Genomic DNA, 23,454 nt, shown 5'->3' with positions numbered 1-23,454 from the left:
TATACCCCAATTAATACCTTCTAATTTACATATTTTGCGGCAACCCAATTATTTCGTTCAAGATTTTTTTTGAACTTTAACGCTAAATCAGTGCATTTTTGTGAAATCATTTCTAAATCTTCCGCATAAAAACCACTTAACAACAAAACACCCCCTGTATTTAAAGATGCTGCATAGTTAGGTAAATCTGCCAATAAAATGTTTCTATTGATGTTTGCGATAATTAGATCATACTTCTTGCCCTCTAGTAATGCTACATCGCCTTCATATACAGAAATAAAATCCATACTATTACGCTCAACATTCTCTTTGGCATTTAAATAGCACCAATTGTCAATGTCTATTGCATCAATAATGGTGGCACCTCTCATGCCAGCTAGAATTGCTAAAACACCAGTACCGCTACCCATATCTAAAACAGTCTTTCCTTCTATATCTAACTGTAAAATATGTTGTAGCATCATATGTGTAGTTTCATGATGGCCTGTACCAAAACTCATTTTAGGCTCAATAACAATATCATACTTCACATCTATAGCCTCATGAAAAGGGGCTCTTATCATACACACATCATCAACGATAATTGGTTGAAAATTTTGCTCCCAAGTAGCATTCCAATTTTCTTGCTCAATTTCTTTAAAGTCGTAGGTAAATTTATATCTAGGATTATGCAAAATTGGCAGATCCTTTAACATACCCTCAGACCAATCAGTTTTTTGAATGTATGCCAAAACATCATCTTCATCTTCAACAAAACTTTCAAAACCGGCTTCACCCAATTCTGCAATGAGAAGGTCTGAAGCCGGATCTTTTGGTTCTACCGTAAAACGGTATTCAATATATACTGTATCGCTCATTATTAAATACTGTCCTTAAATAGCTTTTATGATAGCAATAAAATCATCTGCAACTAAAGAGGCACCACCGATCAAACCACCATCTACATCTGGTTTAGAGAAAATCTCTTCCGCATTGCCCGGCTTAACACTACCACCATAAAGAATAGTTACGTTATTTGCTATGGTATCATCAAATGCCTCAGAAATAGTTTTACGAATGAAAGCATGCATTTCTTGCGCTTGTTCAGGAGATGCAGTTTCACCTGTACCAATTGCCCATACAGGTTCATAGGCCAAGACAATATTAGACCAAGCAGACGGCTCTAAATTAAAGAGCACATTCTTCAATTGGCTTTCTACTAAATTAAAATGATTTCCAGATTTACGATCTTCCAATTCTTCACCAAAGCAAAACATAACACGAATTCCTTTGCTCAGAGCGGTAGCCACTTTCTTTGAAAGAATTTCATCATCTTCTCCAAAATAGGCTCTTCTTTCCGAGTGTCCAATAATTGCTGTATCAATACCAATATTTAACAACATATCTGCAGAAATTTCACCTGTAAAAGCTCCGCTCTCTGCATAATGCATGTTTTGAGCTATAACCTCAATTTTAGAACTTTCTAAAGCTTGTACCGCACTTGCCAAATTTACGTAGGTTGGTGCTACCATAATCTCTGCATTCGTATCTGGCAATTTTGCCGACAACTCCGCCAAAAGTGTTTCAGTCTCCGCCAAATTCTTATTCATCTTCCAGTTACCTGCTACTATTTTTGCTCTCATCTTATTGTATTTCTAATTATAATATTTCAGTTTAAAATCTTAATTGAAAATTAACGTTTCTAAGTCGTTATAATGGACCTTCTGCTTAACAGTACCTTTCTCTAAAACCAATACCCCTGGATTGGACCTTACAATGGTCTTTAATGTAGTTTCATCGGTAAAGTAAAAATCAAAATCTAAATCATACGCTTTGGTCAATGTATCTGTTTGATCAGGACCGGATGCCGACATTCCTATTACTTTGTACCCAGCTTTTAATGCTTTGTCAGTAATAGATTTAACATTCTGAAACTCTTCTAAGTTTGACTTTCTTAAATCATACGCGATTACCATGACCAATTTAGGCTCTTGCAATAAAGAGGCGGCAAAATCTTCCCCTTCTTGTTCTATGGTAAAATCATGTACAGGAGGCTCATAACCTGCCTGAATTTCTTCTGTTTCCACATCTATAAATTCCCCGTCTACCGTAGGGTAATCTCCTGTAGTAATATGAATTTCTTCGGTACCGTTTACGTTGAACTTCCATCTATATTCAAATATAGCTTTAGGGGCACCTTCTGGTGTATTCATACCCTCTTCTATATTCTTACCAATTTCATATGGTCTAAAATCAATGACAGGTAAATGGTTTAAAACATAATATACGTAACCTATACAAGCAAAAAACGACGCCGCTAAGACGGTCATTAATATTTTTGAATTTACCAATGGTGTAATGAATTTTCTACCGGCATAAATGATCAATATCAAAACTAACAATACCACATCTTTTGTAAAAGACTCCCACGGTGTTAGTTTTATGGCATCGCCAAAGCATCCACAATCCGTCACTTTATTAAAATAAGCAGAATAGAAGGTCAGGAACGTAAAGAATACGATCATCGCAATCAATGTCCATATGGTAATTTTTCGCTTATACCCAAGTATTAACATAATACCGACCATCACTTCTGCGATTACCACAAGTATGGAAATGGTTAATGCGAACGGAGTTAAGAAAGGGAGATCTAAAACACCTTGACTAAAATACTCTTCTAACTTAAAAGAAAAACCTACCGGATCGTTCAGTTTTATAAATCCGCTTATAATAAAAAGTACACCAACAAAAATTCTAACGACACCAACTAAATACTTCATGCTTACTATTGTTTTTCTAATTCTGAACCTAAATGTATCAACGCAAAAACCGCGTAATTGATCATATCTTGATAATTGGCATCTATACCCTCGCTTACCAAAGTTTTACCTTTATTATCCTCTATTTGTTTCACACGAAGTAATTTCTGCAAAATTAAATCTGTCAGGGAACTCACCCTCATATCTCGCCAAGCTTCACCATAATCATGGTTTTTGTTGAGCATAAGCTCTTTAGTTATTTTAATATGCTTCGCATATAGTTCAACAGCTTTTTCAGTAGTTAAATCTGGCTGATCTGCAACACCCAATTCTAGCTGAATTAAAGCCATTACGGAATAATTGATGATCCCAATAAACTCTGAGCGTTCACCTTCATCCACCTTGCGGACATCATTTTCCTGTAGACTTCGAATACGCTGGGCTTTTATAAAAATTTGGTCAGTTAACGACGGTAACCTTAATATGCGCCAAGCACTACCATAATCTGACATTTTTTTCTGGTACAGATTTAAACAAACCTGAATGACCTCATCGTATTCCTTTGCCGTATCTAGCATGTAATTCTATCTAATTTGTGTAAATTTCGCTTAAAAATATGTAACCATCAAGATAGATGGTTTAAACTTGAGAAATGCCACAATTTCCTGATAATAATTGATAATGACAATAAATTGCAACGGTAAACTTATAGCACTAGACAAACCTAAGGTTATGGGTATTTTAAATGTTACTCCAGATTCTTTTTTTGATGGTGGAAAATATAAAGACGAATTTAGTATTTTAGGTCAGGTTGAAAAAATGCTTCTTGAAGGTGCTACGTTTATTGATCTTGGTGCCTACAGTTCTAGACCTGGCGCTTTAGAAGTTGATGAAGAAACCGAATTAAAACGAATTTTACCCATTGTCAGTTTAATTCTAAAACATTTCCCAAACACCATAATTTCTATAGATACTTTTAGAAGTAGGGTTGCAAAAGAATGCATAGATAGTGGTGCTGCGATAATTAATGATATTTCTGCAGGATTACAAGATGATAAAATGCTAAGTATAGTTGCTAAATTAAATTTCCCTTACATTATGATGCATATGCGTGGAACACCAAAAAGTATGCAACAACAAACAGGTTATGAAGATATTTTAAAAGAAGTACTTTACTTCTTTTCTGAAAGATTGGCAGCAGCAAAAGCTTTAGGCATAAACGATATTATTATTGATCCAGGTTTTGGATTTGCAAAAAACTTGGAACAGAACTATGAACTGTTAAAGCAATTAGACCAAATGAAAAGTATTGAACACCCCTTACTAGCCGGTATTAGTAGAAAATCTATGATTTACAAAACATTAGACACTACTGCAGCACAAGCATTAAACGGCACTACGGCACTACATATGGTCTGTTTGCAAAAGGGAGCAAAAATAGTACGGGTTCATGATGTTAAGGAAGCTGTGGAATGTATAAAACTATACCATCAATTAAATGCCTAAGATTAAATTGAATTCTTGTCTTCTAATTTCTTAATTTTACTAAAACGGTACTTATTGGATTTTTTAAATTTTATTGACTTTAAGATTACGGATGTTCTAGACATCATATTTGTTGCCGTACTTCTTTACTACATCTACAAACTTGTTAGAGGGTCTGTTGCCATCAATATTTTTATTGGGATTGTTATCGTCTGGGCTTTTTGGAAATTGACCGAATTGTTAGACATGCAAATGATCAGCAGTATGGTTGGCGCATTTATGCAGGTAGGACTTATTGCATTAATCATTGTTTTTCAACAAGAGATCAGAAAATTCCTCTTAATGATCGGATCTACCAATTTTGCGAACAAGAGAAACTTTGTAAAGCATTTTAAATTTTTAAAGCAAGAAGGCTTATCGACAGATACTGATGTAGATGCCATATTAAAAGCCTGTGAAAAGATGGCCAGCAATAAAACCGGAGCTATTTTGGTTATAGAACGAAACAACTCATTAGATTTCATTAAGAGTACGGGCGACCGTATGAATATTGAAATTAACCAACCTATTTTAGAAAGTATCTTTTATAAAAATAGTACACTACATGATGGTGCCGCTGTTATCGTTGGAAATTATATAGTTGCCACTAGAGTAATTTTACCAGTCTCCAACGAACGAAATATTCCGTTGCGTTTTGGATTACGACATAGAGCTGCAGTTGGTATAAGTGAAAAGACCGATGCATTGAGCATAGTGGTCAGTGAAGAAACCGGACTTATCTCCTATATAAAAAACGGAGAGTTTGTTCTATATGATTCAATTACACAATTAGGCAATATGCTTAAGCAAGATTTGATTTAAACCTTAACGGTAAGTTGAATCATTCATTTTAATACCTATTAGACAAAATTTAAACAATCACTTTACAGAAAGAATAGATTTAGAATCTATAAGCAATTATATCGTTCATTACCCACACAATTAGGAATGATAACAAATACCCATCTTTACTTTTATAAGCCTTAAGGCTAAACATAATTTACAAGAAATAAAACATCAGATATTACTATTCTCTTTTACACTACCTCCTCTGCTAAGAACTGCGCTTCATAAAGATTACTGTAGTAACCACCTTTTTTAAGTAATTGTTTGTGTGTACCTGTTTCTACAATATTACCGGCATCCATCACAATAATTTTATCGGCTTTTTTAATGGTAGCCAAACGGTGGGCGATTACAATAGATGTTCTGCCATGAGTGATTTTATCCGTAGCCAATTGTATTAACTGCTCAGAATAGGTATCTACGGATGATGTAGCTTCATCTAAAATTAAAATACTAGGGTTACTAACGTATGCTCTTAAAAAAGCAATCAATTGCCGTTGTCCGCTGGAAAGCATGGTACCTCTTTCTTTCACATTGTAATGATAGCCACCAGGAAGGCTAGAAATAAACTCATCTACACCAATAGCTTTAGCTGCATTCTCAATATCATGAACCGTAATATTGGGGTCTTTTAAAGAGATATTGTTGGCAATGGTATCGGCAAATAAAAATACATCTTGTAGCACTACCGCTATATGCGAACGTAAAGACGCTAAATTGTAATCTTTAATGTTTACACCGTCAACAGATATTGCTCCGGAGTTAATTTCATAAAACCTATTCAATAAATTGATGATCGTACTTTTTCCTGCTCCTGTTGCACCAACTATAGCAACTGTCTCACCAGCTTTTACCTCAAAAGAAATTCCATGTAAAACTTCTTCATCTTCTAAATATCCAAAATGAACATTTTCAAAACTAATATCACCATTAACGGTTTCCTTTTCATAAGAACCCACATCTTGTATCTGGCTATTTGTATCTAAAATTTTAAACACCCTATTTGCTGCGACCATCCCCATTTGTAGAGTATTGAATTTATCAGCAATTTGACGAAGTGGTCTAAAAAGCAAATCGATCAACATAATAAATGCAAAAATAGTACCTGCAATATCCGTCGAAATATTTGCGACATTCTGCAAACCACCGTACCAAACAATTAATCCCACGGTAATAGAAGAAACAATTTCTGCAATAGGGAAGAAAATGGAGTTATACCACACCGTTTTCAACCATGCTTTTTTATGCTTCTCATTAATTTTCCTAAACTTATCGCTCTCAATTTTCTCGCGTGTAAACAGTTGTACTATTTTCATACCCGTAATACGCTCTTGAACAAAGGAGTTCAAATTTGAAACCTCTGCCCTAACCTCTGTAAAAGCTACTTTCATAGCTTTTTGAAACCATCTTGTAGCATATATGATAATGGGTAATAATGCAAAAACGATAAGCGAGAGTTTCCAATTAATAAAAAGCATAACCACGGCAGCAACGACCATTTTCAATAAATCTGCTACAATAACAAAAAAACCTTGACTAAAAATCTCGCCAATTCTTTGCATATCGGCAACAGCTCTGGTCACCAACACTCCTAAAGACGAATTATCAAAATAGGTCATTTTAAAAGAGAGCATTTTCTTAAACAAGTTGATACGCACATCTCTAATAACAGACTCTCCCAACCAGTTGGCATAATAATTAAAAGCCAATTGACAAATTACTTGACCCAGCAGCACTACCAACATGGCAATGGTTAGGTATAGTAACATTTCATCATTACTACCCTTAATGGCGGTATCTATGATTTCCTTAACGATCAAAGGTGTAAGAATGGCAAAACCGGATAATAGTATAGCAGCCAAGGCGACGCCATAAAAGGTGATTTTGTACGGTTTTGTGTAGGCGAGTAAGCGTTTAAAAAGACGAGTGTCAAATGCTTTGCCAGAATCCTTATCCATTCTTTAAAATAGTATTGGGGTAAACAATAGAAGTCAAATATAGTCCTTTTGCAGGAACAGAAACACCTGCCTTTGTTCTATCCTTGCTTTTTAATATGGTATTAACATAGTGTGCCGGATATTTACCCAACCCCACATTAATTAACGTACCCACAATGGCTCTGACCATATTCCTAAGAAACCGATCTGCTGTAATGGTAAAAATAAGTTTGTTATTATCCAGCTTCCATTGCGCTTCTCTTAAATCGCAAATATTAGTAAAAACATCTGTATTGGATTTTGAAAAACACTCAAAATCCTTTTTACCCAACAACAATGCTGCTGCACTATTCATTTGTTCCAAGTCAAGCTCTTTCTTTACAAAATGAGCTAAATCTGTAGCAAACGGATTCTTTTTTTTATCGATATGATATTCATACGTTCTTGCTGTGGCATGAAAACGGGCATGAGCATCTTCTTCTACTTCAAATATGCGTTCAACAGCAATATCATTTGGCAAGAAAGAATTTAATCTAAAAACATATTCAGGAATATTCTCAAGAGCATCAACATCAAAATGGGCATACATTTCTTTAGCATGAACACCGGTATCTGTACGACCCGCACCCATAAGAGAGACCTTAGAATTTAATAGTTTAGACATGCCATTCTCTAGCACTTCTTGTACGGTTATGGCATTAGGTTGGTTTTGCCAGCCATGATATGCTTTACCGAAGTATGAAAATTGAATGAAGAATCTCAAAAGTATGTGCTAGTTTTGTATCTCACAAAGGTATTAAAAAGCTTACGTTTTAACATTCAATCCAGCAAAGTCAAATAAAAATAATAATTGCTCGAGAAAACAAATATATCCCCAAATCAAATTGAAATCTAAAAATGACTAAAATTCTCTTACTTTCCGATACTCATTCGCATATAGACGATGCCATTTTAAAGCATGTGAAATGGGCAGATGAAGTTTGGCATGCCGGTGATATTGGCTCTTTAGAAGTTACAGATGCTATAGCCAAACTAAAGCCTTTAAAAGGGGTTCATGGTAATATTGACGACCATATCATTCAAAAAGAATTCCCTGAGAATACTAGATTTTTCTGCGAAGGTGTAGATGTATTTATTACCCACATAGGAGGATACCCCCCTAAATACAATATTAGAACCAGAGGTATTATAAAGGAAAATCCACCAAAATTGTTTATTTGTGGACACTCGCATATTTTGAAAGTAATGATGGACAAAAAATTAGGCGTTTTACACATGAACCCAGGAGCATGTGGAAAACATGGTTTTCACCAAGTACGCACCATGTTACGTTTTACAATAGAAGGCGATAACATTAAAGACCTAGAAGTTATAGAACTAGGAAAAAGATAAAAACACAGGATGTTTTTAATTATACACATCCTGTATCTAATTAATTAATATTCAAACGAAACACCTAAAGAAAATGTACCGCCGTCATATATATTCTTACGCTCAACTAGAAAGCCAGCGTAATCAGAATATTGTGCAACAACATTAAAATGATTGGTTACTTTATACATTGAGGTTATGCCGTAGTTGGTAAAAGTAGTACCCTCGCCAAACAAGAACGATCCGCTTTCTACATTGTTTTCTGAAGATAATCTTTCTTGAATTTTAAGCTTACCGATTAGATACAGTTTATCAAATAACAAATGACCCAGCTCTACACCCGCCTGAAATTGATTACTAAAATCTTCTGTTCTAAAATTAACACTTGAGAAAGCAGAAGCGTAGGTTTTACCATTTTTAAAGCTGTGCGAAGCGGCAAGGGTTGTCCAAACATTAAACTCTCCATCAGAAACCGGTAGATTAATTTCATCCAACTCACCAAATGCGTTTGGGCTTTTAGATTGTGCAAAATTGCTACCATCATTAGTTGGTATATCTAATGCAACTTGTAATGATAACGGGAAGCTTTTTAAAAGTTTATATTTTACACCCAATTGAATATTACCCACACCGCCAATAGTTTCGGTAGTATTAAAACTGTTTAAGCGTACCAATGGCAAATCAACAATTGCCGTAAACCTATCTGAAATTCCGTATTCACCATAAATTAGCAATGCGTTGGTATTAAAGATACTTCCTTGATCAGCCAATCTACCTTCTGTAGTGTAATAGTTACTAGAAGAAAAATGAGCTGCAGATGCTTGTAGATAAAATCCTTTTGCTTCTCTGGTCCACCCACTTTGGGCCTGGGTATATAAAGCGAAGAAACAACAGCAAACGAATATGATGTTTTTTATTTTTTCCATAATTCTGTGATATTTAGTTATAAGGTTGACATTAAACAAACCCCACAAAAAAAACCTTTGGGAGACATAGAAAAACAGAATCATGTGTCTCTATTCCCAAAGGCAGTAATACATTATATTAGTTTAAAGCAACATTACCAAACGGTATGTTTGCGGTAGCACACCAAAGTATTATATGCGTGTATTTAGCGCCTGGCGCAGCATCTAACTTAATGATCATTTCACCATTCCCGGTTACGTTGCCAATTAACATTAAATCTGGATTTCCGTTTGCCGGATCAGCGGTAAAAACTTCAGAAGTAGATAAAAAGATACCTACAGTACCCGTACCCAGTTCCGTTGTAAAGTTTTCGGCAAAACGAACAAAGTTTTCATCTTCGTCATCAATACCAACTTCTACCAATCCTTGGGTGGGTGTACCGCTTTCAGCAACCAGATTGCCACTTAAGGTTACCATTAAATCGCCAACCGGCTGTGAAGAATCTACTTCTACAGTTTCTGTAACCGTCACCACTTCACCATCATCATCTGAACAACTGATAAAGAAAGTGGTCATAACACTAGCTAGCAATACAATAGTAAATTTACTGTTTTTCATAATCGTAATTTTTTAAATCGTTTAGTTTTTAAAACAGGGCAATTAACGACAATCGCTAACCTTGCTGCTTCTTGAAACAAACATAGAAATGGGGTATCACGAAGAATTCAAGAAAAAGTAAACTGTGTATCACAGCGGGTAGAAAAACTGCAATGTTTCTGTGATAATTAAAGAAAGATGGCTTTAGGCTTAAAAAGTAAAGACATAAAAAAACCCGGAAACTACCCCGGGTTTTAACGCACTAATACTACTAAGATTATAGGTTTAACGTAAGCGATCGACAGATTTTACAAGATCTTCATCCTTTTTTATAGCTCTATTTGCAAGAACCAAAAAAATGATAGAAAATACTGGAATCAGCATCCCAATACCCTTCTCTGAGACCAAGGTCTCTCCGGATAAGTTTAGTGATCGATAAACGAAAAATCCTAATAAAAAAACATTCAATATCATGTTCAGCCTGTTAATTACAAACTGAGATTTTCTATTTTTAAATTGCACTATGGCCCAAACAGCGAGAACAGCGCTTGCATAAAAGGCAATAGAAACAAGCATTTCATTATTTGCAAATACCTCAATACCATCGATATCTATCCATAGGTTAAAGAAGAACGGTAACACACCCGTAAGTATTGCTACAACTATCAAATAAAGGCTTTGTATTCTTTGAATCATAAAATATTTACCTGTTTACAATGCAAAAATACATGTCTTTTCAAAAATTATAACCATTTTATTCAAAATAATTTGTAATATTGCTACGTTATCACGTCATAACGCCTACCAGTAAGGAAAGTATCTCCTTGAGATTATCCAAATTAAATAGTTACTTCTTACAATACAAACTACATATAATTTATTCTAATACTTAATGTTTGAGATTTCAGATTTAAAATCAAAAAAGCTACCTGAGCTTCAGGAAATTGCTAAAGGACTAAAGGTTCCTAAATTCAAGACTTTAAAAAAACTAGATTTAGTTTATCAGATTTTGGACGTACAAGCTGCGAATCCGAAAGTTGCTGCCGCAATAGCTCCCGCAACAACGGAAGAGGTCAATAAACCTGCTGAAGCAAAACCGAAACCTAAGCCAAGGCCTAGACCACGTGTTGCCACAAAAACGAACAAAGAGACTAAAGAAGCCAATGATAAGGCAAAACCTGTTCTAGAAAAAAATACTTCTGAAAAAGTTGCTCCGGTAAAAAAAGAGAACGATACAGAAACTACCTCCAAAGAACCCGTAGAACAAAAAAGACCTAGACCAAGACCAAAAGCTGCAAACCAGCCAAACAAAAAGAACTCTTCTCAGAACAACCACAATAAAAAACCTAACCCTAGATCCACTCATGACAAAAGCAATTTTGACAAGGATTTAAAAAATAGATACAAAGAACCTGAATACGAGTTTGATTCGATTATTGCCAGTGAAGGTGTATTGGATATCATGCAAGACGGGTACGGATTTTTACGTTCTTCTGACTACAACTATTTATCGTCGCCAGATGACATATATGTCTCTCAATCGCAGATTCGTCTTTTCGGTTTAAAAACTGGAGATACCGTATTGGGTAATGTAAGACCACCCAAAGAAGGTGAAAAGTATTTTCCGCTTATTAAGGTAAATAAAATTAACGGCATTGACCCTCAAATTGTACGTGATCGTGTGTCATTTGAGCATTTAACTCCGTTATTCCCTCAAGAAAAATTTAATTTGGCAGAACGCCAAAGCACTATATCTACCCGTATTATTGACCTGTTCTCCCCTATCGGAAAAGGACAAAGAGGCATGATCGTATCGCAACCAAAGTCTGGTAAAACCATGCTATTAAAAGATATTGCAAACGGTATAGCAGCAAATCACCCAGAAGTTTATCAAATTATTTTATTGATTGACGAACGACCAGAAGAGGTTACCGATATGCAACGTAATGTACGAGGCGAAGTTGTTGCTTCTACCTTTGATAAAGAACCTACAGAACATGTACGCGTAGCAAACATCGTTTTAGAAAAAGCGAAGCGTTTGGTAGAATGTGGACATGATGTGGTAATCCTTCTAGATTCTATAACCCGTTTGGCCAGAGCATACAATACCGTACAACCAGCTTCCGGCAAGGTATTAAGTGGCGGTGTGGATGCAAACGCATTGCACAAACCAAAAAGATTCTTTGGCGCCGCTCGTAATATTGAAGGCGGTGGATCATTATCTATTATTGCTACGGCATTAACAGAAACTGGATCTAAAATGGACGAAGTTATTTTTGAAGAATTTAAAGGTACCGGTAACATGGAGCTTCAGTTAGATCGTAAAATTGCGAACAGAAGAATTTTCCCTGCAATTGACCTTACCTCTTCTAGTACACGTAGAGATGATATGCTATTAGATGAAAGCACTTTACAACGTATGTGGATCATGCGAAAATATCTTGCCGACATGAACCCGGTAGAAGCTATGGAATTTATAGAGCAACGTTTTAAACAAACCAAGAATAACGAAGAGTTCTTGATGACAATGAATCAATAACACTTTATATACCATCATTAAAAATCCCAATTTCTTTTAGAAATTGGGATTTTTATTTTACACCTATTTACTTAATAGTCAAAAGGTATTACTTCACTACTATTATATTTTTAATATCTTTAGTGCAGAACAAAAGAACTCTCCCCAATCTTTTATGTATTTTCTTATTAATAATAACAATTCTCAGAAAATGAAAAGACCAACCACCATCATCAGTAAAATTTTGTGCGCAATTTTAATCTCAATTTGTTTTAGTTGTAATCAGCCCAAAAAAGAAAAGGAGCCAGAAATTAAAGAACCTACCAAAGTAAAAGCACCAACCAATATAATTTCACTGAACGAAGCAGATGCTATTTATAACAACTACACTAAACATAGAGTACAAATCATAGAAGATTATGAAAATCAAGAAAGACCTTCAGAAGAAAAATTTGAAGCTTCACGCTTTGTTGATTTCGACTATAAAACACTGAAACAGTATATTGCCTATTTAGACCAAGAAGCGGCCGCAGGCGGCGTGGATAAAATTACTAAATTGAGGTTATATTTTGCAAACTACCCGAACGAGGAAAAATTTCCAAATGGAAAACCGGTCGTTCACAAAAAACAAAACTCTATTTTCATGGTACCTACTTTAGATCAAGAAGGCATTAATTATGGATTTTATATAGGAGACGACGGTAAAGCGGAACTTATTAAAAATTGGAAAGAAAACAACAGTGATGGCTTAAGCTTTCAATTAGATAAAAAAAATAAAGCATATGCAGGTTTTGTTCCTAATTTCAAATTAAACTCCAATCTACAAGGCAGTAAGAGTCTCGCATTTAATTTTGGGCAAGGCGGTCCACCTCCAAAAACCGACTTTTAATTCATAAGCATGAAGATTTGGAATTTTATTCAGGAGAATTATTACATGGTAGTATATGCAATGACACTGTTTGTCTCTCTTGCAACCTACCGTAAATATTATGATACTGCACTAAAGTACTTTCCAATGATCATTACCTACACTTTACTTAATGAAGTACTAGGCTACTTGGTTAGAACTTATGATGAAATCACCTTCTTCAATGAATTAAAATTCAGCAATTACAATGATGTAATTTACAATATTTATGCCATTATATTCTTTTGTTTCTTTTACCACGTTTACAGAAAACTGATAACCAATATCAAGTACAAAAAGTGGATTTTCTACGGAACATTTTTAATGCTGGCCAGTTACATAATTAGTACGCTGTTTCAAAACCCATTAGACACTAACCTCTATTACGCTCTAGCTATTGGATCTTACATATTAGTATTTTGTATCATTCTCTATTTTAAGGACAAAAGAGAAAAGGATTTTAATGTAGTACAACCACACAATTTAATGTTTTGGGTTAGCGTTTCATTACTAACTTTTTATTCCATATTTCCAATTATATACATCATAGGTTATACGGATTACCAAACTTGGGTTTCTTTTGGGTTGCGAGCCGTTTTAAGAGCTCTAATCGTTATCATGTACTTGTTGTTAATCGTCGGCTTTTTAAAAGGCAGAAGGCTTGCTTTTAATTAAAACTGTTTTACCAAAATAAAAAAATAGTTACTCTAATTTTATTGAGTGCGGAAAGAATTAAACTTCACAGTTTCAAAAAGGTAACTTTATTGATTTGCCAAGGTAAAAATGTCTTATAAATAAAAGAACTTAATATTCCACCTAGGTAAAATAACCCAATGTAACGAAACAAAAAAAGCCTTTCATTAATGAAAGGCTTTTAAAATTATAAGGCAAAGTATTACAATGCAGCAACGTGCTTTGCTAACTTACTCTTTAAGTTGGCAGCTTTGTTATCATGAATAATATTACGTTTAGCTAAACGATCAATCATACTAACTACACTTGGAAAAAGAGCCTCTGCATCCTTCTTAGATTCTTCTGCACGTAATTTTTTAATAGCATTACGTGTAGTTTTATGCTGATATTTATTTCGTAAACGAACTGCTTCGTTTCTTCTAATTCTCTTTAATGCCGACTTGTGATTTGCCATTTTATTATTTGTTATAATTTCTTCGGATTCTCATCCATTCAATTTTTGTAGTCCGTAGGGGAATCGAACCCCTGTTACCAGGATGAAAACCTGGCGTCCTAACCCCTAGACGAACGGACCATTATGTCAATACTTGGAAACACATCCAATTTTTATTCGTAGTCCGTAGGGGAATCGAACCCCTGTTACCAGGATGAAAACCTGGCGTCCTAACCCCTAGACGAACGGACCATAATTTGCGCAATTGCGGATGCAAAAATACAAATATTTTTCACTAACACAACACCTGTTTATTATTTTTTCAAAAAATTAATAGGCTTTAGCAAATAACACTCTTTTATTTGACGGCTTACCGGTTACCATACAAGTCCCTTTTTCCTCTTTTGCATCTATGGGAATGCACCGTATTGTTGCCTTTGTCTCGTTTTTAACACGTTCTTCCGTTTCCTTACTACCGTCCCAATGCGCAGAAATAAATCCGCCTTTTTCTTTTAAAACTTTTTTGAATTCATCATAAGAATTTACCTCTGTGATATGATTAGTTCTATAATCAAGTGCTTTTTGGTACATATTTTTTTGAATATCTACCATTAAAAACTCAATTTTAGCTACCACATCTGTTGCCGCAACCGTTTCTTTTTGCAACGTATCTCTTCTAGCTAGCTCATAAGTACCATTCTCAAGATCTCTTGGACCTATTGCCAGCCTAACTGGAACGCCGCGTAATTCATATTCATTAAATTTAAAACCTGGCTTGTGTGTATCTCTATTGTCGAATTTCACAGAAATACCTTTAGCTCTTAATTCTTTTACCAACGGATTAACAGTTTCTGAAATTTTATCCAACTGATCCAATCCTTTATAGATGGGTACGATAACAACCTGTATAGGCGCTAATTTTGGAGGAATTACTAATCCGTTATCATCACTGTGCGTCATGATCAACGCCCCCATTAATCTTGTTGACACTCCCCATGAAGTAGCCCAAACATGTTCTTTACCACCTTCTTTGGTTGCAAATTTCACATCAAAAGCCTTTGCAAAATTCTGACCTAAAAAATGAGAAGTCCCTGCTTGTAAAGCTTTACCATCTTGCATTAAAGCCTCAATACAATAGGTTTCAATAGCACCTGCAAAACGTTCGCTTTCTGTTTTCGTTCCCTTTATAACAGGTACAGCCATATGATTTTCTGCAAAATCCGCATAAACGTTCATCATTTGTTCCGCTTCTTCAATGGCTTCTTTTTCGGTTGCATGAGCCGTGTGCCCCTCTTGCCATAAGAATTCAGCCGTTCTTAAGAACAATCTTGTACGCATTTCCCAACGAACTACATTAGCCCATTGATTGATAAGCAATGGTAAATCTCTGTAAGACTGAATCCATTTTCTATAGGTATCCCAAATAATGGTTTCTGAGGTAGGTCTAACAATGAGCTCCTCTTCTAGTTTAGCTTCTGGATCAACAACAATTCCGCTTCCATCTTCCGCATTTTTCAATCTATAATGTGTAACTACGGCACATTCTTTTGCAAACCCTTCTACATGACTTGCCTCTTTACTTAAATATGATTTTGGTATAAATAATGGAAAATAGGCATTCTCATGACCAGTCTCTTTAAACATCTTATCTAAACCGGCTTGCATTTTCTCCCAAATACCATAACCATATGGCTTTATGACCATACAACCTCTTACACCAGAGTTTTCGGCTAAATCTGCCTTAACCACTAATTCATTATACCACTTGGAATAATCCTCGCTTCTTTTCGTCAAATTTTTACTCATTATCTGGACTTTGGCACAAATTTTGTGAATATTACTATATAATAATTGGGTAAAACTAGTTATTTTTAATATGTTCAACAATATAATTTTGGTCTGATGATATATTCTTTACTCCATAACAAGCTTCAAAACACTATAATATTAGTAACACTTGCTGTTTTTGTAACATCTTGTGGCTCTTACCAACAATCTTCTTATTATGATAATGACGGTATCTACTCTTCTGATGACATGCCTAAAACGGTAGAAAGAAGACCTGAACAGAAAAATTACACACAAAACAATACGGAACCGAACACTTATAAGGACTATTTTGGCGAAAAAGCCAGTCAATATGGCGAAATATTGGATGAAGAAATATTTACCGATGTAGATTCTTATTCTAGCAATAATTTAGGTACAGAAATTCCCGAAGATCAATTAACAGATTATTACGCTACCGCAAATGATTATGAAGGTTATGGCAATTGGGGCGGAAACAATGCTAATGTCAGTATTCATATTCACAATAATGGATGGAACAACTGGGGTTATGGCAATCCTTATGGATGGGGTTGGAACAATATTGGCTATGCCGGATATTATGGTTACGGCTGGGGTCAACCTTGGGGATGGAACAGATGGAACAACTGGGGATATTCAAGTTTCGGATTTGGATATGCAGGTATAGGTTTTGGGTATGCAAGCATAGGATTTGGATGGAATCACCCTTACCCTAGATATGGTTACGGCAACAGGTACTACCACCGCAATAATAGGTACTCTAACAGAAGTTTTGCCCTGAACAACTCTAGAAGAGGAAATTACACAAGACAAACATCTAATAATAGTAGACTTTCCTCAACACCAGCAAGAAGTCGGTCTAATATAAATACAAGAGGCAATTCATCTAGATACAGAAGCACTACTAGCAGATCAACAACAGCTAGAAGATCTGCAAATACAAATAGATCAAGAACATACTCCGGTAATTCTAGCACGAGAAGAACAATAGGTGTTGATCAAAACAGGGCTTATAGAACAAGTAGAAGTACTAGGGCTACACCTAGGTACAGTAATAGTTCTTCAAGAAAATACAATAGCAGTCCTAGAACCTATAGTTCTGGTACGGCAAAATCAAGCAGCAGGGTTTCAGTTCCAAGAACTTCCACATACAGAAATTCCAGAAGCAGCTCTAGAAGCTATTCTTCAGGCAGAAGCTCAAGCGGCACAAGCACCAGGTCTTACCGTAGCTCCGGAAACAGTTCTAGGAGTAGCAACTACAGCTCAGGAAGAAGGAGTTCTAGTGGTAGCTCTTATAAAAGCTCAGGAAGCAGCTCTAGAAGTTCTAGCAGCGGGTCTTCAACTAGATCTTCCGGTTCATCAAGAAGTAGCAGTAGTAGAAGAAACTAAAATCATACATTTATCAAAATTGAAACATTAATATGAAAAGATATTTAACTTTCGTAGTACTAATGGCATGTGTAATTAGTAATGCACAAAATATAAATGAAGCTTTACGTTATGGTACCGAAAACTTACAAGGTACTGCACGTTTTCAAGCCATGGGCGGAGCTTTTGGCGCACTCGGTGGCGACTTATCGTCTTTAAACATTAATCCAGCAGGTTCAGCGGTTTTTAACAATAGCCTATTCACAATTACAGGATCCAACTATCATACGAACAATGATGCCCGTTATTTTGGCGATGCTTTAATTACAAAGGATAATACTATTGAATTGAATCAAATGGGTGGCGCATTTGTATTTAAAAATACTGATTCTAATTCTGATTGGAAAAAATTTACCTTGGCTTTTAATTATGACCTTGTAAATAATTTCGACAATGAATATAATGTCTCCGGAAGCAGCGACCAAGGTATAGATACCTATTTTCTAGAATATGCAGGAGGTACACCTTTTGGATCTGTTCTATTACAAGATGGTGAGTTTTTAGAAGAAGCCTACTTAGATATTGGCGCTAATCAAGGTTTCAGAAACCAACAAACATTCTTAGGGTATTATGGAGGCATCCTCGACCCAGAAACTGAAGATGACAACAACACCAATTACATTAGCAACTCTATTTACGATGTTGTTGATCAAGACTTTTTAAGAAGAACAACAGGACATAATAGTAAATTTACCATTAATGTAGCTTCTCAATATAAAGAAAACCTTTATTTAGGAGCCTCTTTAAACTTCCACAGTATTTTATACACGCAATATGACCAGTTTACGGAAGATGGTTACGAGCCAAATTCTGAAATAAAACGAACAACGTTCGACAATTACCTAGAAACAGAGGGCAATGGTTTTTCTTTTACATTAGGGGCTATTGCTAAACTAAACGACCACGTACGTTTGGGCGGTAGTTACCAATCCCCAACGTGGTACCGCTTAGAGGATAATACTTCTCAACGTATTAATTCTGACCTAGCCGATGAAGACATTAATTTCATCAACTTTAATATTGTGAATCTTTATGAAAAGTACACGGTAAAAACTCCAAGCAAACTTACTGGTAGTTTAGCTGTAATATTCGCAAAAGATGGCTTGTTAAGTTTTGATTATGGTTATCAAGATTTCTCACAATCAGAATTACGCCCTACCAACGATCCAAGTTTTGAAACGGTAAACTCGCAAATTTCAAGTGACTTAGGCACTGTTTCTACATTTAGACTAGGTGGCGAATATAGAATACAACAAGTAAGCCTAAGAGCAGGATACCGCTTTGAACAGAGTCCGTATGCAAACGGCAATACCATTGGCGATCTAAATGCCATATCTGGTGGTATCGGCTATAACTTTGGCGGTAGTAAATTAGATTTTGCACTTAGCCGTTCTCAACAAGATGTGAGCGAAACACTTTTTAATGCCGGTATTACCACACCTGCAATGATTGATAGAAGCTTTACAAATGCTACTTTAAGTTACACGATTAATTTTTAAGCTCAATTGTAAATACACATATAAAAAAGAGGAACTAAATGCTCCTCTTTTTTTGTCTATCTCTTTAATGAAAAATGTGTTTTTCGAGTTTTAGCTACTAAAAGGTTGTCTTCCATTTCGCCATATTCAAACCTAAACCAGTAATCCGTAGATGGCATTTGTTGACCGTTAAAGGTACCGTCCCATGCATCTGTAGGCCCTAATTGCTTTAATAACTTACCGTATCTATCAAAAATAAATACAACGGGATCACTTAAGGTCTCTATTCCCTTCACATTCCAATCATCATTAATACTGTCTCCATTTGGGGTAAAGAATTTAGGATAACCTACTACTAAAAATTCAATGGGATCTGTAATTCCACAGCCATTTTTATCATTTATAATTACCGTATTTATTCCTGGAGGTACATTCATGAATATAGAACTATCCTGAAAAACACCATTATTAATTGCGTATTCATAGTCTCCATCCCCCTCTACAAAAAACTCGACATTGTTTTGATCTGGATCAATAGAGAGGTTGGTATCCAATGTTTCTACTCGATCTAAAATAGGAGTGCCGAAAAAAGTTATCAAAACACCGCTATCATCAGCTACTGTTGGCGGTGCTCCACTAATGGTAGTAATTACGGCGAAATAACGCCCAGAATTGGGACTAATCACCTCTAATTCACCACCAAAATCACCAGAACCGGTAAGCGTATCATCAATAACACCATCATCTTCATAATCTACCGTCCATTCTACATTAGCTATATCTGCCCCCGCAGGTGAATTCAATGCGCTAATAGTAATAGGATCATCGCCCTCACAGGCAACAATATCCAAGCCTAAGAACTCATCTCTCAACGTACAATCTAAGGCAGTATCTTGATCGTTATTCACTGAATTTCCGGTAAAGGTTAACATAAATGGTTCTGGATCACCTGTAAAATTATCGGCAAAATTATTTATCAGTATGTAGTAAATCTCTCCAGGTATAACATCCAAATACGCATCATATGTATTTTGGCAACCCGTTAAAGATGCACGCCCCTCTTCCCCACTTTCTGGGTTGACTCCTAATCCAGTAAAATTGGTATCGTTCACTTCATAATTACAACGAATAGGCTGCGCTGTACCATTACTAATATCGGCACAATCAACATCTGGCCCATACACCGCAAAATCCCATTCTGCAGTTGGTGCAGAACCAGTTGAAGGCAAGGCTTCAATATCAAAACCCACTTGACCGCCAGTTCCCGCCCTAAAGACAAACCATGAAGTATTAAATTCAATATTTGCGGAAGACAGACTCCCTTTTTCCAAACATCCAGTTTGTAGTATTACGTCTGGGTCAAAGTCATCTACATCCCCTGTTCCTCCTGCAACACCCATAATAGGTTGATCGGCACAAACAGGAATAGCCGTTCTACAATCGGCTGAATTCTGCGCAGTGACATTCCAATAGAAAAAAAATAAACAACATATAGAACAAAGAAGTGTTCTCATAAAAGTGTAACTATTAGTAAACGTGATGTATATAATAACTACACATGATAAACTTTAGTATCTTATAACGGAGATATTGGCGTTTAATCGATAAAATACACTTGTATAGCTTAATTATTAATCTTAGCGCTTTAAAGTAAAGTGATTATTAAGGTAAGATGCATTTGTGCTCTCCCCTAATGAATTGGTATAGGAAAGTTTAAACCAATAGTCAGATTCCGGTAATAACACTCCATTAAGAGAACCGTCCCAACCATCAGAATTCTCAAATAGTTGGTGAAGCAATTTGCCATAACGATCATAAATTGTTATTACAGGATTATCTAAAACTGACAACCCGTCTACATTCCAAGTATCATTTACATTATCTCCATTAGGAGTAAAGAACTTTGGAAAACCAACTACTACAATATCTCGAGTATCTGAACCACAACCATGTAGATCCCGCACAGTAATGGTATGCTCCCCAGGGAATAAATTATTGAATACTCCACTATTCTGTGGCGTATCATTATCTACTTGAAACTCAAAATTGCCATTCTCTTCCAAGAAAACAGTAACCACATTAGAAGCGTCATCGTTATATGCTATGGAAATATCTGAAATTACCGGAGGATTGGAAAAAACTACGGTAACCGAACGTACGGTAACACACTGTATTACACCTGTCCTGTTCGTTACAGACAACACATAAACACCAGGCTCCGAGACAGTTATCAAAGAAGATGTTTGACCTGAACTCCATTCATATGTAAAATTAGCATTGGGTGAGTGTTGCCCTATAGTTACAACGGATTCTTCTCCACAAACAAATACTTCATTTTCAATATCCAAGACAGGAAGTTCTATTCCGTTCATATCAAAAGTTTCAGAAGCATCAAAACACATTGAGTTTTCTATAGATGTTGTTCGTACATATATAGTTTGTAAAACCTGTGTTGGTATAAATTCTTTAGAAAGTGCGTTTGCTCCATCAATAGCATCTTCAAAACTTTCATGATAAGATACACGGAACTCCATTGAACTTTGTCCTCCTAAAGCCTCTGCATCTTTTTCATTTAAAGCTATAGCCGTACCGTCCAAACAAGCAGTTTCATCCTCTAAGCTAAATGTTTCAGGAGAAGGCGCATAAGCAACTTGGACCTCACTAATTAAATTATTCCCTAGTGGTCTAACCACCATAACACGATACATGCCAGAAACTGCTATAGAAAGTTCTGGGTCACTTTCACCCGGTATACGTTGGTAACCGGCACCAGCATCTAAGTACCATTCATAATCCAGAGCATCTAGCGTTGTTGCATCCAGAACCACTGTTTGGTTATCACAAGAAACAACCGGCGGACCCAATAAATTGTCTATAATATCACAATCTAATGCACTATTTGGAAACTCCACAAATATATTTCCGGAAAACTGAATAGAAAATCCAGAATTATTATTACTGTAATTATTGATCATTAAGAAGTATTCCTCTCCCGGCTCTACATTTAACCAATCATCATATTGTATATTGTCTATACCCGTAGGATCCTCACCTATTCCTATATAACTACTATTATCAGAATTATCAAAATAGTTACACCTAACAGGCTCTCCTAAAGTAGCACAATTACTAGTTTTATATAGGGCAAAATCCCAATCTTCACTAGAATCGTATCCAATATTAAAACCTAATTGACCTGTTTCACCGATCTTAAACCTATACCACGCAGAATTTGTTTCTATAGTACCACTACCCTGCTTAATACATCCTGAGACAGAAGCTCCATTAAAATCGTCTATTCCGTACCCATTAGTACCCCCATTAACCGGAGTATTACGGCAAATAGGCACAGCATTGGCACAATCTGCAGATACTTGTGAAAAACAAGTGAAGATGCCAAAAAAGCAAATTAATAAAATAGATGTACCATACTTGGTCATTGCCGCCGTCTAATTTGAAAAAATAAAATTAACTAGTCCTTAACGCTACTACTAATTAATGTTGTGTAATGCCCGTAATTAGTTATAAAGTGGCACATAATGTATATCTTTGCAGCTTCTAAAAGATTGATAAAATGAAAATTGAGGATACACTGGAAAATCAATTTGATGAATTAGGAAACGATCATATTTCCACATCAGAAGATACTCCATTACGTTCAGACGCCTTTGATCTGGATGATGCCGAAAAGATTGAACGCATTCGAGAAAATGTACGTGAAATCATGCTTACGTTAGGTTTAGATTTAACCGATGACAGCTTAAAAGGAACTCCAAATAGAGTTGCTAAAATGTACGTAAACGAAATATTTGGTGGTTTAAACCCTAGTAAAAAACCTAAAGCTTCTACTTTTGATAATAAGTACAAGTATGGCGAAATGCTAGTGGAAAAGAACATCACATTATATTCTACTTGCGAACATCATTTACTACCTATTGTAGGTCGCGCTCATGTTGCCTATATCTCTAACGGTACCGTTGTAGGTCTTTCTAAAATGAACCGTATAGTTGATTATTATGCTAAACGTCCTCAAGTTCAAGAGCGTTTAAATATTCAAATCGTAAGAGAACTACAAAAAGCATTAGGTACTGAAGATGTTGCCTGTGTAATAGATGCAAAACACCTTTGTGTAAATTCTAGAGGAATTCGTGATATTGAAAGTAGCACTGTAACTGCGGAGTATGGCGGTAAATTCAAAGAAGAATTGGTACGCCGCGAGTTTTTGAACTACCTTAATTTAGATACCCATTTTTAATAGCAAATAGCTTC

Annotated in this window: 22 protein-coding genes and 2 tRNA genes; 9 read left to right on the top strand and 15 right to left on the bottom strand. The window is 35.7% G+C overall.

The window, feature by feature from the left end; genetic code table 11:
* Positions 1–20: 20 nt before the first annotated feature.
* Genes prmA through BW936_RS07270 form a run of 4 tightly spaced genes read right to left on the bottom strand, consistent with a single transcriptional unit; the run spans position 21 to position 3,316 of the window.
* Positions 21–857: a 50S ribosomal protein L11 methyltransferase gene (prmA, locus tag BW936_RS07285; protein ID WP_076547675.1), complete on the bottom strand. Its 837-nt coding sequence runs from the start codon at positions 855–857 to the stop codon at positions 21–23.
* Positions 858–872: 15 nt separating this feature from the next.
* A complete protein-coding gene (gene tpiA, locus BW936_RS07280) occupies positions 873–1,622 on the bottom strand; it encodes a triose-phosphate isomerase (RefSeq protein WP_076547674.1) in 750 nt (249 codons plus the stop codon).
* A gap of 39 nt (positions 1,623–1,661) precedes the next feature.
* On the bottom strand, positions 1,662–2,759 hold the full coding sequence (locus BW936_RS07275) for a BT_3928 family protein (RefSeq protein ID WP_076547673.1): 1,098 nt from the start codon (positions 2,757–2,759) through the stop codon (positions 1,662–1,664).
* Between the two features lie 5 nt (positions 2,760–2,764).
* A complete protein-coding gene (locus BW936_RS07270) occupies positions 2,765–3,316 on the bottom strand; it encodes a DUF1599 domain-containing protein (protein WP_076547672.1) in 552 nt (183 codons plus the stop codon).
* Between the two features lie 103 nt (positions 3,317–3,419).
* Between BW936_RS07270 and folP the strand changes: the two genes are divergently transcribed.
* The gene (gene folP / locus BW936_RS07265; RefSeq protein WP_076547671.1) at positions 3,420–4,244 is read left to right on the top strand and encodes a dihydropteroate synthase; all 825 of its coding nucleotides are present in this window, start codon (positions 3,420–3,422) and stop codon (positions 4,242–4,244) included.
* Positions 4,245–4,298: 54 nt separating this feature from the next.
* Positions 4,299–5,084, top strand: coding sequence for a diadenylate cyclase CdaA (gene cdaA, locus BW936_RS07260; protein ID WP_076547670.1), 786 nt, complete (start codon positions 4,299–4,301; stop codon positions 5,082–5,084).
* A gap of 215 nt (positions 5,085–5,299) precedes the next feature.
* Here the strand turns inward: cdaA and BW936_RS07255 are convergent, their stop codons facing one another.
* Positions 5,300–7,066 (bottom strand): ABC transporter ATP-binding protein, encoded by a 1,767-nt coding sequence (locus tag BW936_RS07255; protein WP_076547669.1) that lies wholly within the window; start codon positions 7,064–7,066, stop codon positions 5,300–5,302.
* A complete protein-coding gene (gene truA / locus BW936_RS07250; RefSeq protein WP_076547668.1) occupies positions 7,059–7,808 on the bottom strand; it encodes a tRNA pseudouridine(38-40) synthase TruA in 750 nt (249 codons plus the stop codon). The genes BW936_RS07255 and truA overlap by 8 nt, the downstream gene beginning before the upstream one ends.
* Before the next feature lie 134 nt (positions 7,809–7,942).
* On the opposite strand from truA, the gene BW936_RS07245 reads away from it, so the two are divergent.
* The gene (locus BW936_RS07245) at positions 7,943–8,437 is read left to right on the top strand and encodes a metallophosphoesterase family protein (RefSeq protein ID WP_076547667.1); all 495 of its coding nucleotides are present in this window, start codon (positions 7,943–7,945) and stop codon (positions 8,435–8,437) included.
* Between the two features lie 44 nt (positions 8,438–8,481).
* Here the strand turns inward: BW936_RS07245 and BW936_RS07240 are convergent, their stop codons facing one another.
* From BW936_RS07240 to BW936_RS07230, 3 genes are all read right to left on the bottom strand, one after another.
* Positions 8,482–9,342: a hypothetical protein gene (locus BW936_RS07240; protein ID WP_076547666.1), complete on the bottom strand. Its 861-nt coding sequence runs from the start codon at positions 9,340–9,342 to the stop codon at positions 8,482–8,484.
* A 118-nt stretch (positions 9,343–9,460) separates the two neighbouring features.
* Positions 9,461–9,940 carry a DM13 domain-containing protein gene (locus tag BW936_RS07235; RefSeq protein ID WP_076547665.1) on the bottom strand — a complete coding sequence of 160 codons (480 nt, stop codon included), beginning with the start codon at positions 9,938–9,940 and terminating at the stop codon, positions 9,461–9,463.
* Between the two features lie 264 nt (positions 9,941–10,204).
* A complete protein-coding gene (locus BW936_RS07230; RefSeq protein ID WP_076547664.1) occupies positions 10,205–10,615 on the bottom strand; it encodes a DUF4293 domain-containing protein in 411 nt (136 codons plus the stop codon).
* Between the two features lie 196 nt (positions 10,616–10,811).
* Here BW936_RS07230 and rho point away from each other — a divergent pair, with 196 nt between their 5' ends.
* The 3 genes from rho (at position 10,812) to BW936_RS07215 (ending at position 14,019) form a co-directional block, all read left to right on the top strand.
* Entirely contained in the window at positions 10,812–12,458 is a 1,647-nt protein-coding gene (gene rho, locus BW936_RS07225; RefSeq protein WP_076547663.1) for a transcription termination factor Rho, read from the top strand.
* Between the two features lie 190 nt (positions 12,459–12,648).
* The gene (locus BW936_RS07220) at positions 12,649–13,326 is read left to right on the top strand and encodes a hypothetical protein (protein WP_143744064.1); all 678 of its coding nucleotides are present in this window, start codon (positions 12,649–12,651) and stop codon (positions 13,324–13,326) included.
* A 9-nt stretch (positions 13,327–13,335) separates the two neighbouring features.
* Positions 13,336–14,019 (top strand): hypothetical protein, encoded by a 684-nt coding sequence (locus BW936_RS07215; protein ID WP_076547661.1) that lies wholly within the window; start codon positions 13,336–13,338, stop codon positions 14,017–14,019.
* Positions 14,020–14,239: 220 nt separating this feature from the next.
* Here the strand turns inward: BW936_RS07215 and rpsT are convergent, their stop codons facing one another.
* From rpsT to proS, 4 genes are all read right to left on the bottom strand, one after another.
* Entirely contained in the window at positions 14,240–14,491 is a 252-nt protein-coding gene (rpsT, locus tag BW936_RS07210; RefSeq protein ID WP_076547660.1) for a 30S ribosomal protein S20, read from the bottom strand.
* 48 nt (positions 14,492–14,539) lie between these two features.
* Positions 14,540–14,611, bottom strand: a tRNA-Glu gene (locus BW936_RS07205).
* Between the two features lie 39 nt (positions 14,612–14,650).
* A tRNA-Glu gene (locus tag BW936_RS07200) sits at positions 14,651–14,722 on the bottom strand.
* Positions 14,723–14,800: 78 nt separating this feature from the next.
* Complete coding sequence (proS, locus tag BW936_RS07195) at positions 14,801–16,276, bottom strand: proline--tRNA ligase (RefSeq protein WP_076547659.1); 1,476 nt, start codon at positions 16,274–16,276, stop codon at positions 14,801–14,803.
* Between the two features lie 96 nt (positions 16,277–16,372).
* On the opposite strand from proS, the gene BW936_RS19455 reads away from it, so the two are divergent.
* Both BW936_RS19455 and BW936_RS07180 read left to right on the top strand, forming a co-directional pair.
* Positions 16,373–17,668 (top strand): hypothetical protein, encoded by a 1,296-nt coding sequence (locus BW936_RS19455; RefSeq protein ID WP_143744063.1) that lies wholly within the window; start codon positions 16,373–16,375, stop codon positions 17,666–17,668.
* Positions 17,669–17,700: 32 nt separating this feature from the next.
* A complete protein-coding gene (locus BW936_RS07180) occupies positions 17,701–19,206 on the top strand; it encodes an OmpP1/FadL family transporter (RefSeq protein ID WP_076547656.1) in 1,506 nt (501 codons plus the stop codon).
* Between the two features lie 56 nt (positions 19,207–19,262).
* Here BW936_RS07180 and BW936_RS07175 read toward each other — a convergent pair whose 3' ends face one another.
* Entirely contained in the window at positions 19,263–20,699 is a 1,437-nt protein-coding gene (locus BW936_RS07175; RefSeq protein ID WP_076547655.1) for a T9SS type B sorting domain-containing protein, read from the bottom strand.
* A gap of 123 nt (positions 20,700–20,822) precedes the next feature.
* Entirely contained in the window at positions 20,823–22,625 is a 1,803-nt protein-coding gene (locus BW936_RS07170) for a T9SS type B sorting domain-containing protein (RefSeq protein WP_076547654.1), read from the bottom strand.
* Between the two features lie 134 nt (positions 22,626–22,759).
* Between BW936_RS07170 and folE the strand changes: the two genes are divergently transcribed.
* Entirely contained in the window at positions 22,760–23,440 is a 681-nt protein-coding gene (folE, locus tag BW936_RS07165) for a GTP cyclohydrolase I FolE (RefSeq protein ID WP_076547653.1), read from the top strand.
* Positions 23,441–23,454 lie beyond the last annotated feature (14 nt).

Origin of the sequence: Maribacter ulvicola (genome assembly GCF_900155985.1) — a bacterium.
In the GTDB taxonomy this organism is placed as follows: Bacteria; Bacteroidota; Bacteroidia; order Flavobacteriales; family Flavobacteriaceae; genus Maribacter; species Maribacter ulvicola.
Note: the sequence above shows the minus strand (reverse complement) of the source record. Positions and strands in the feature narration are given on the sequence as shown.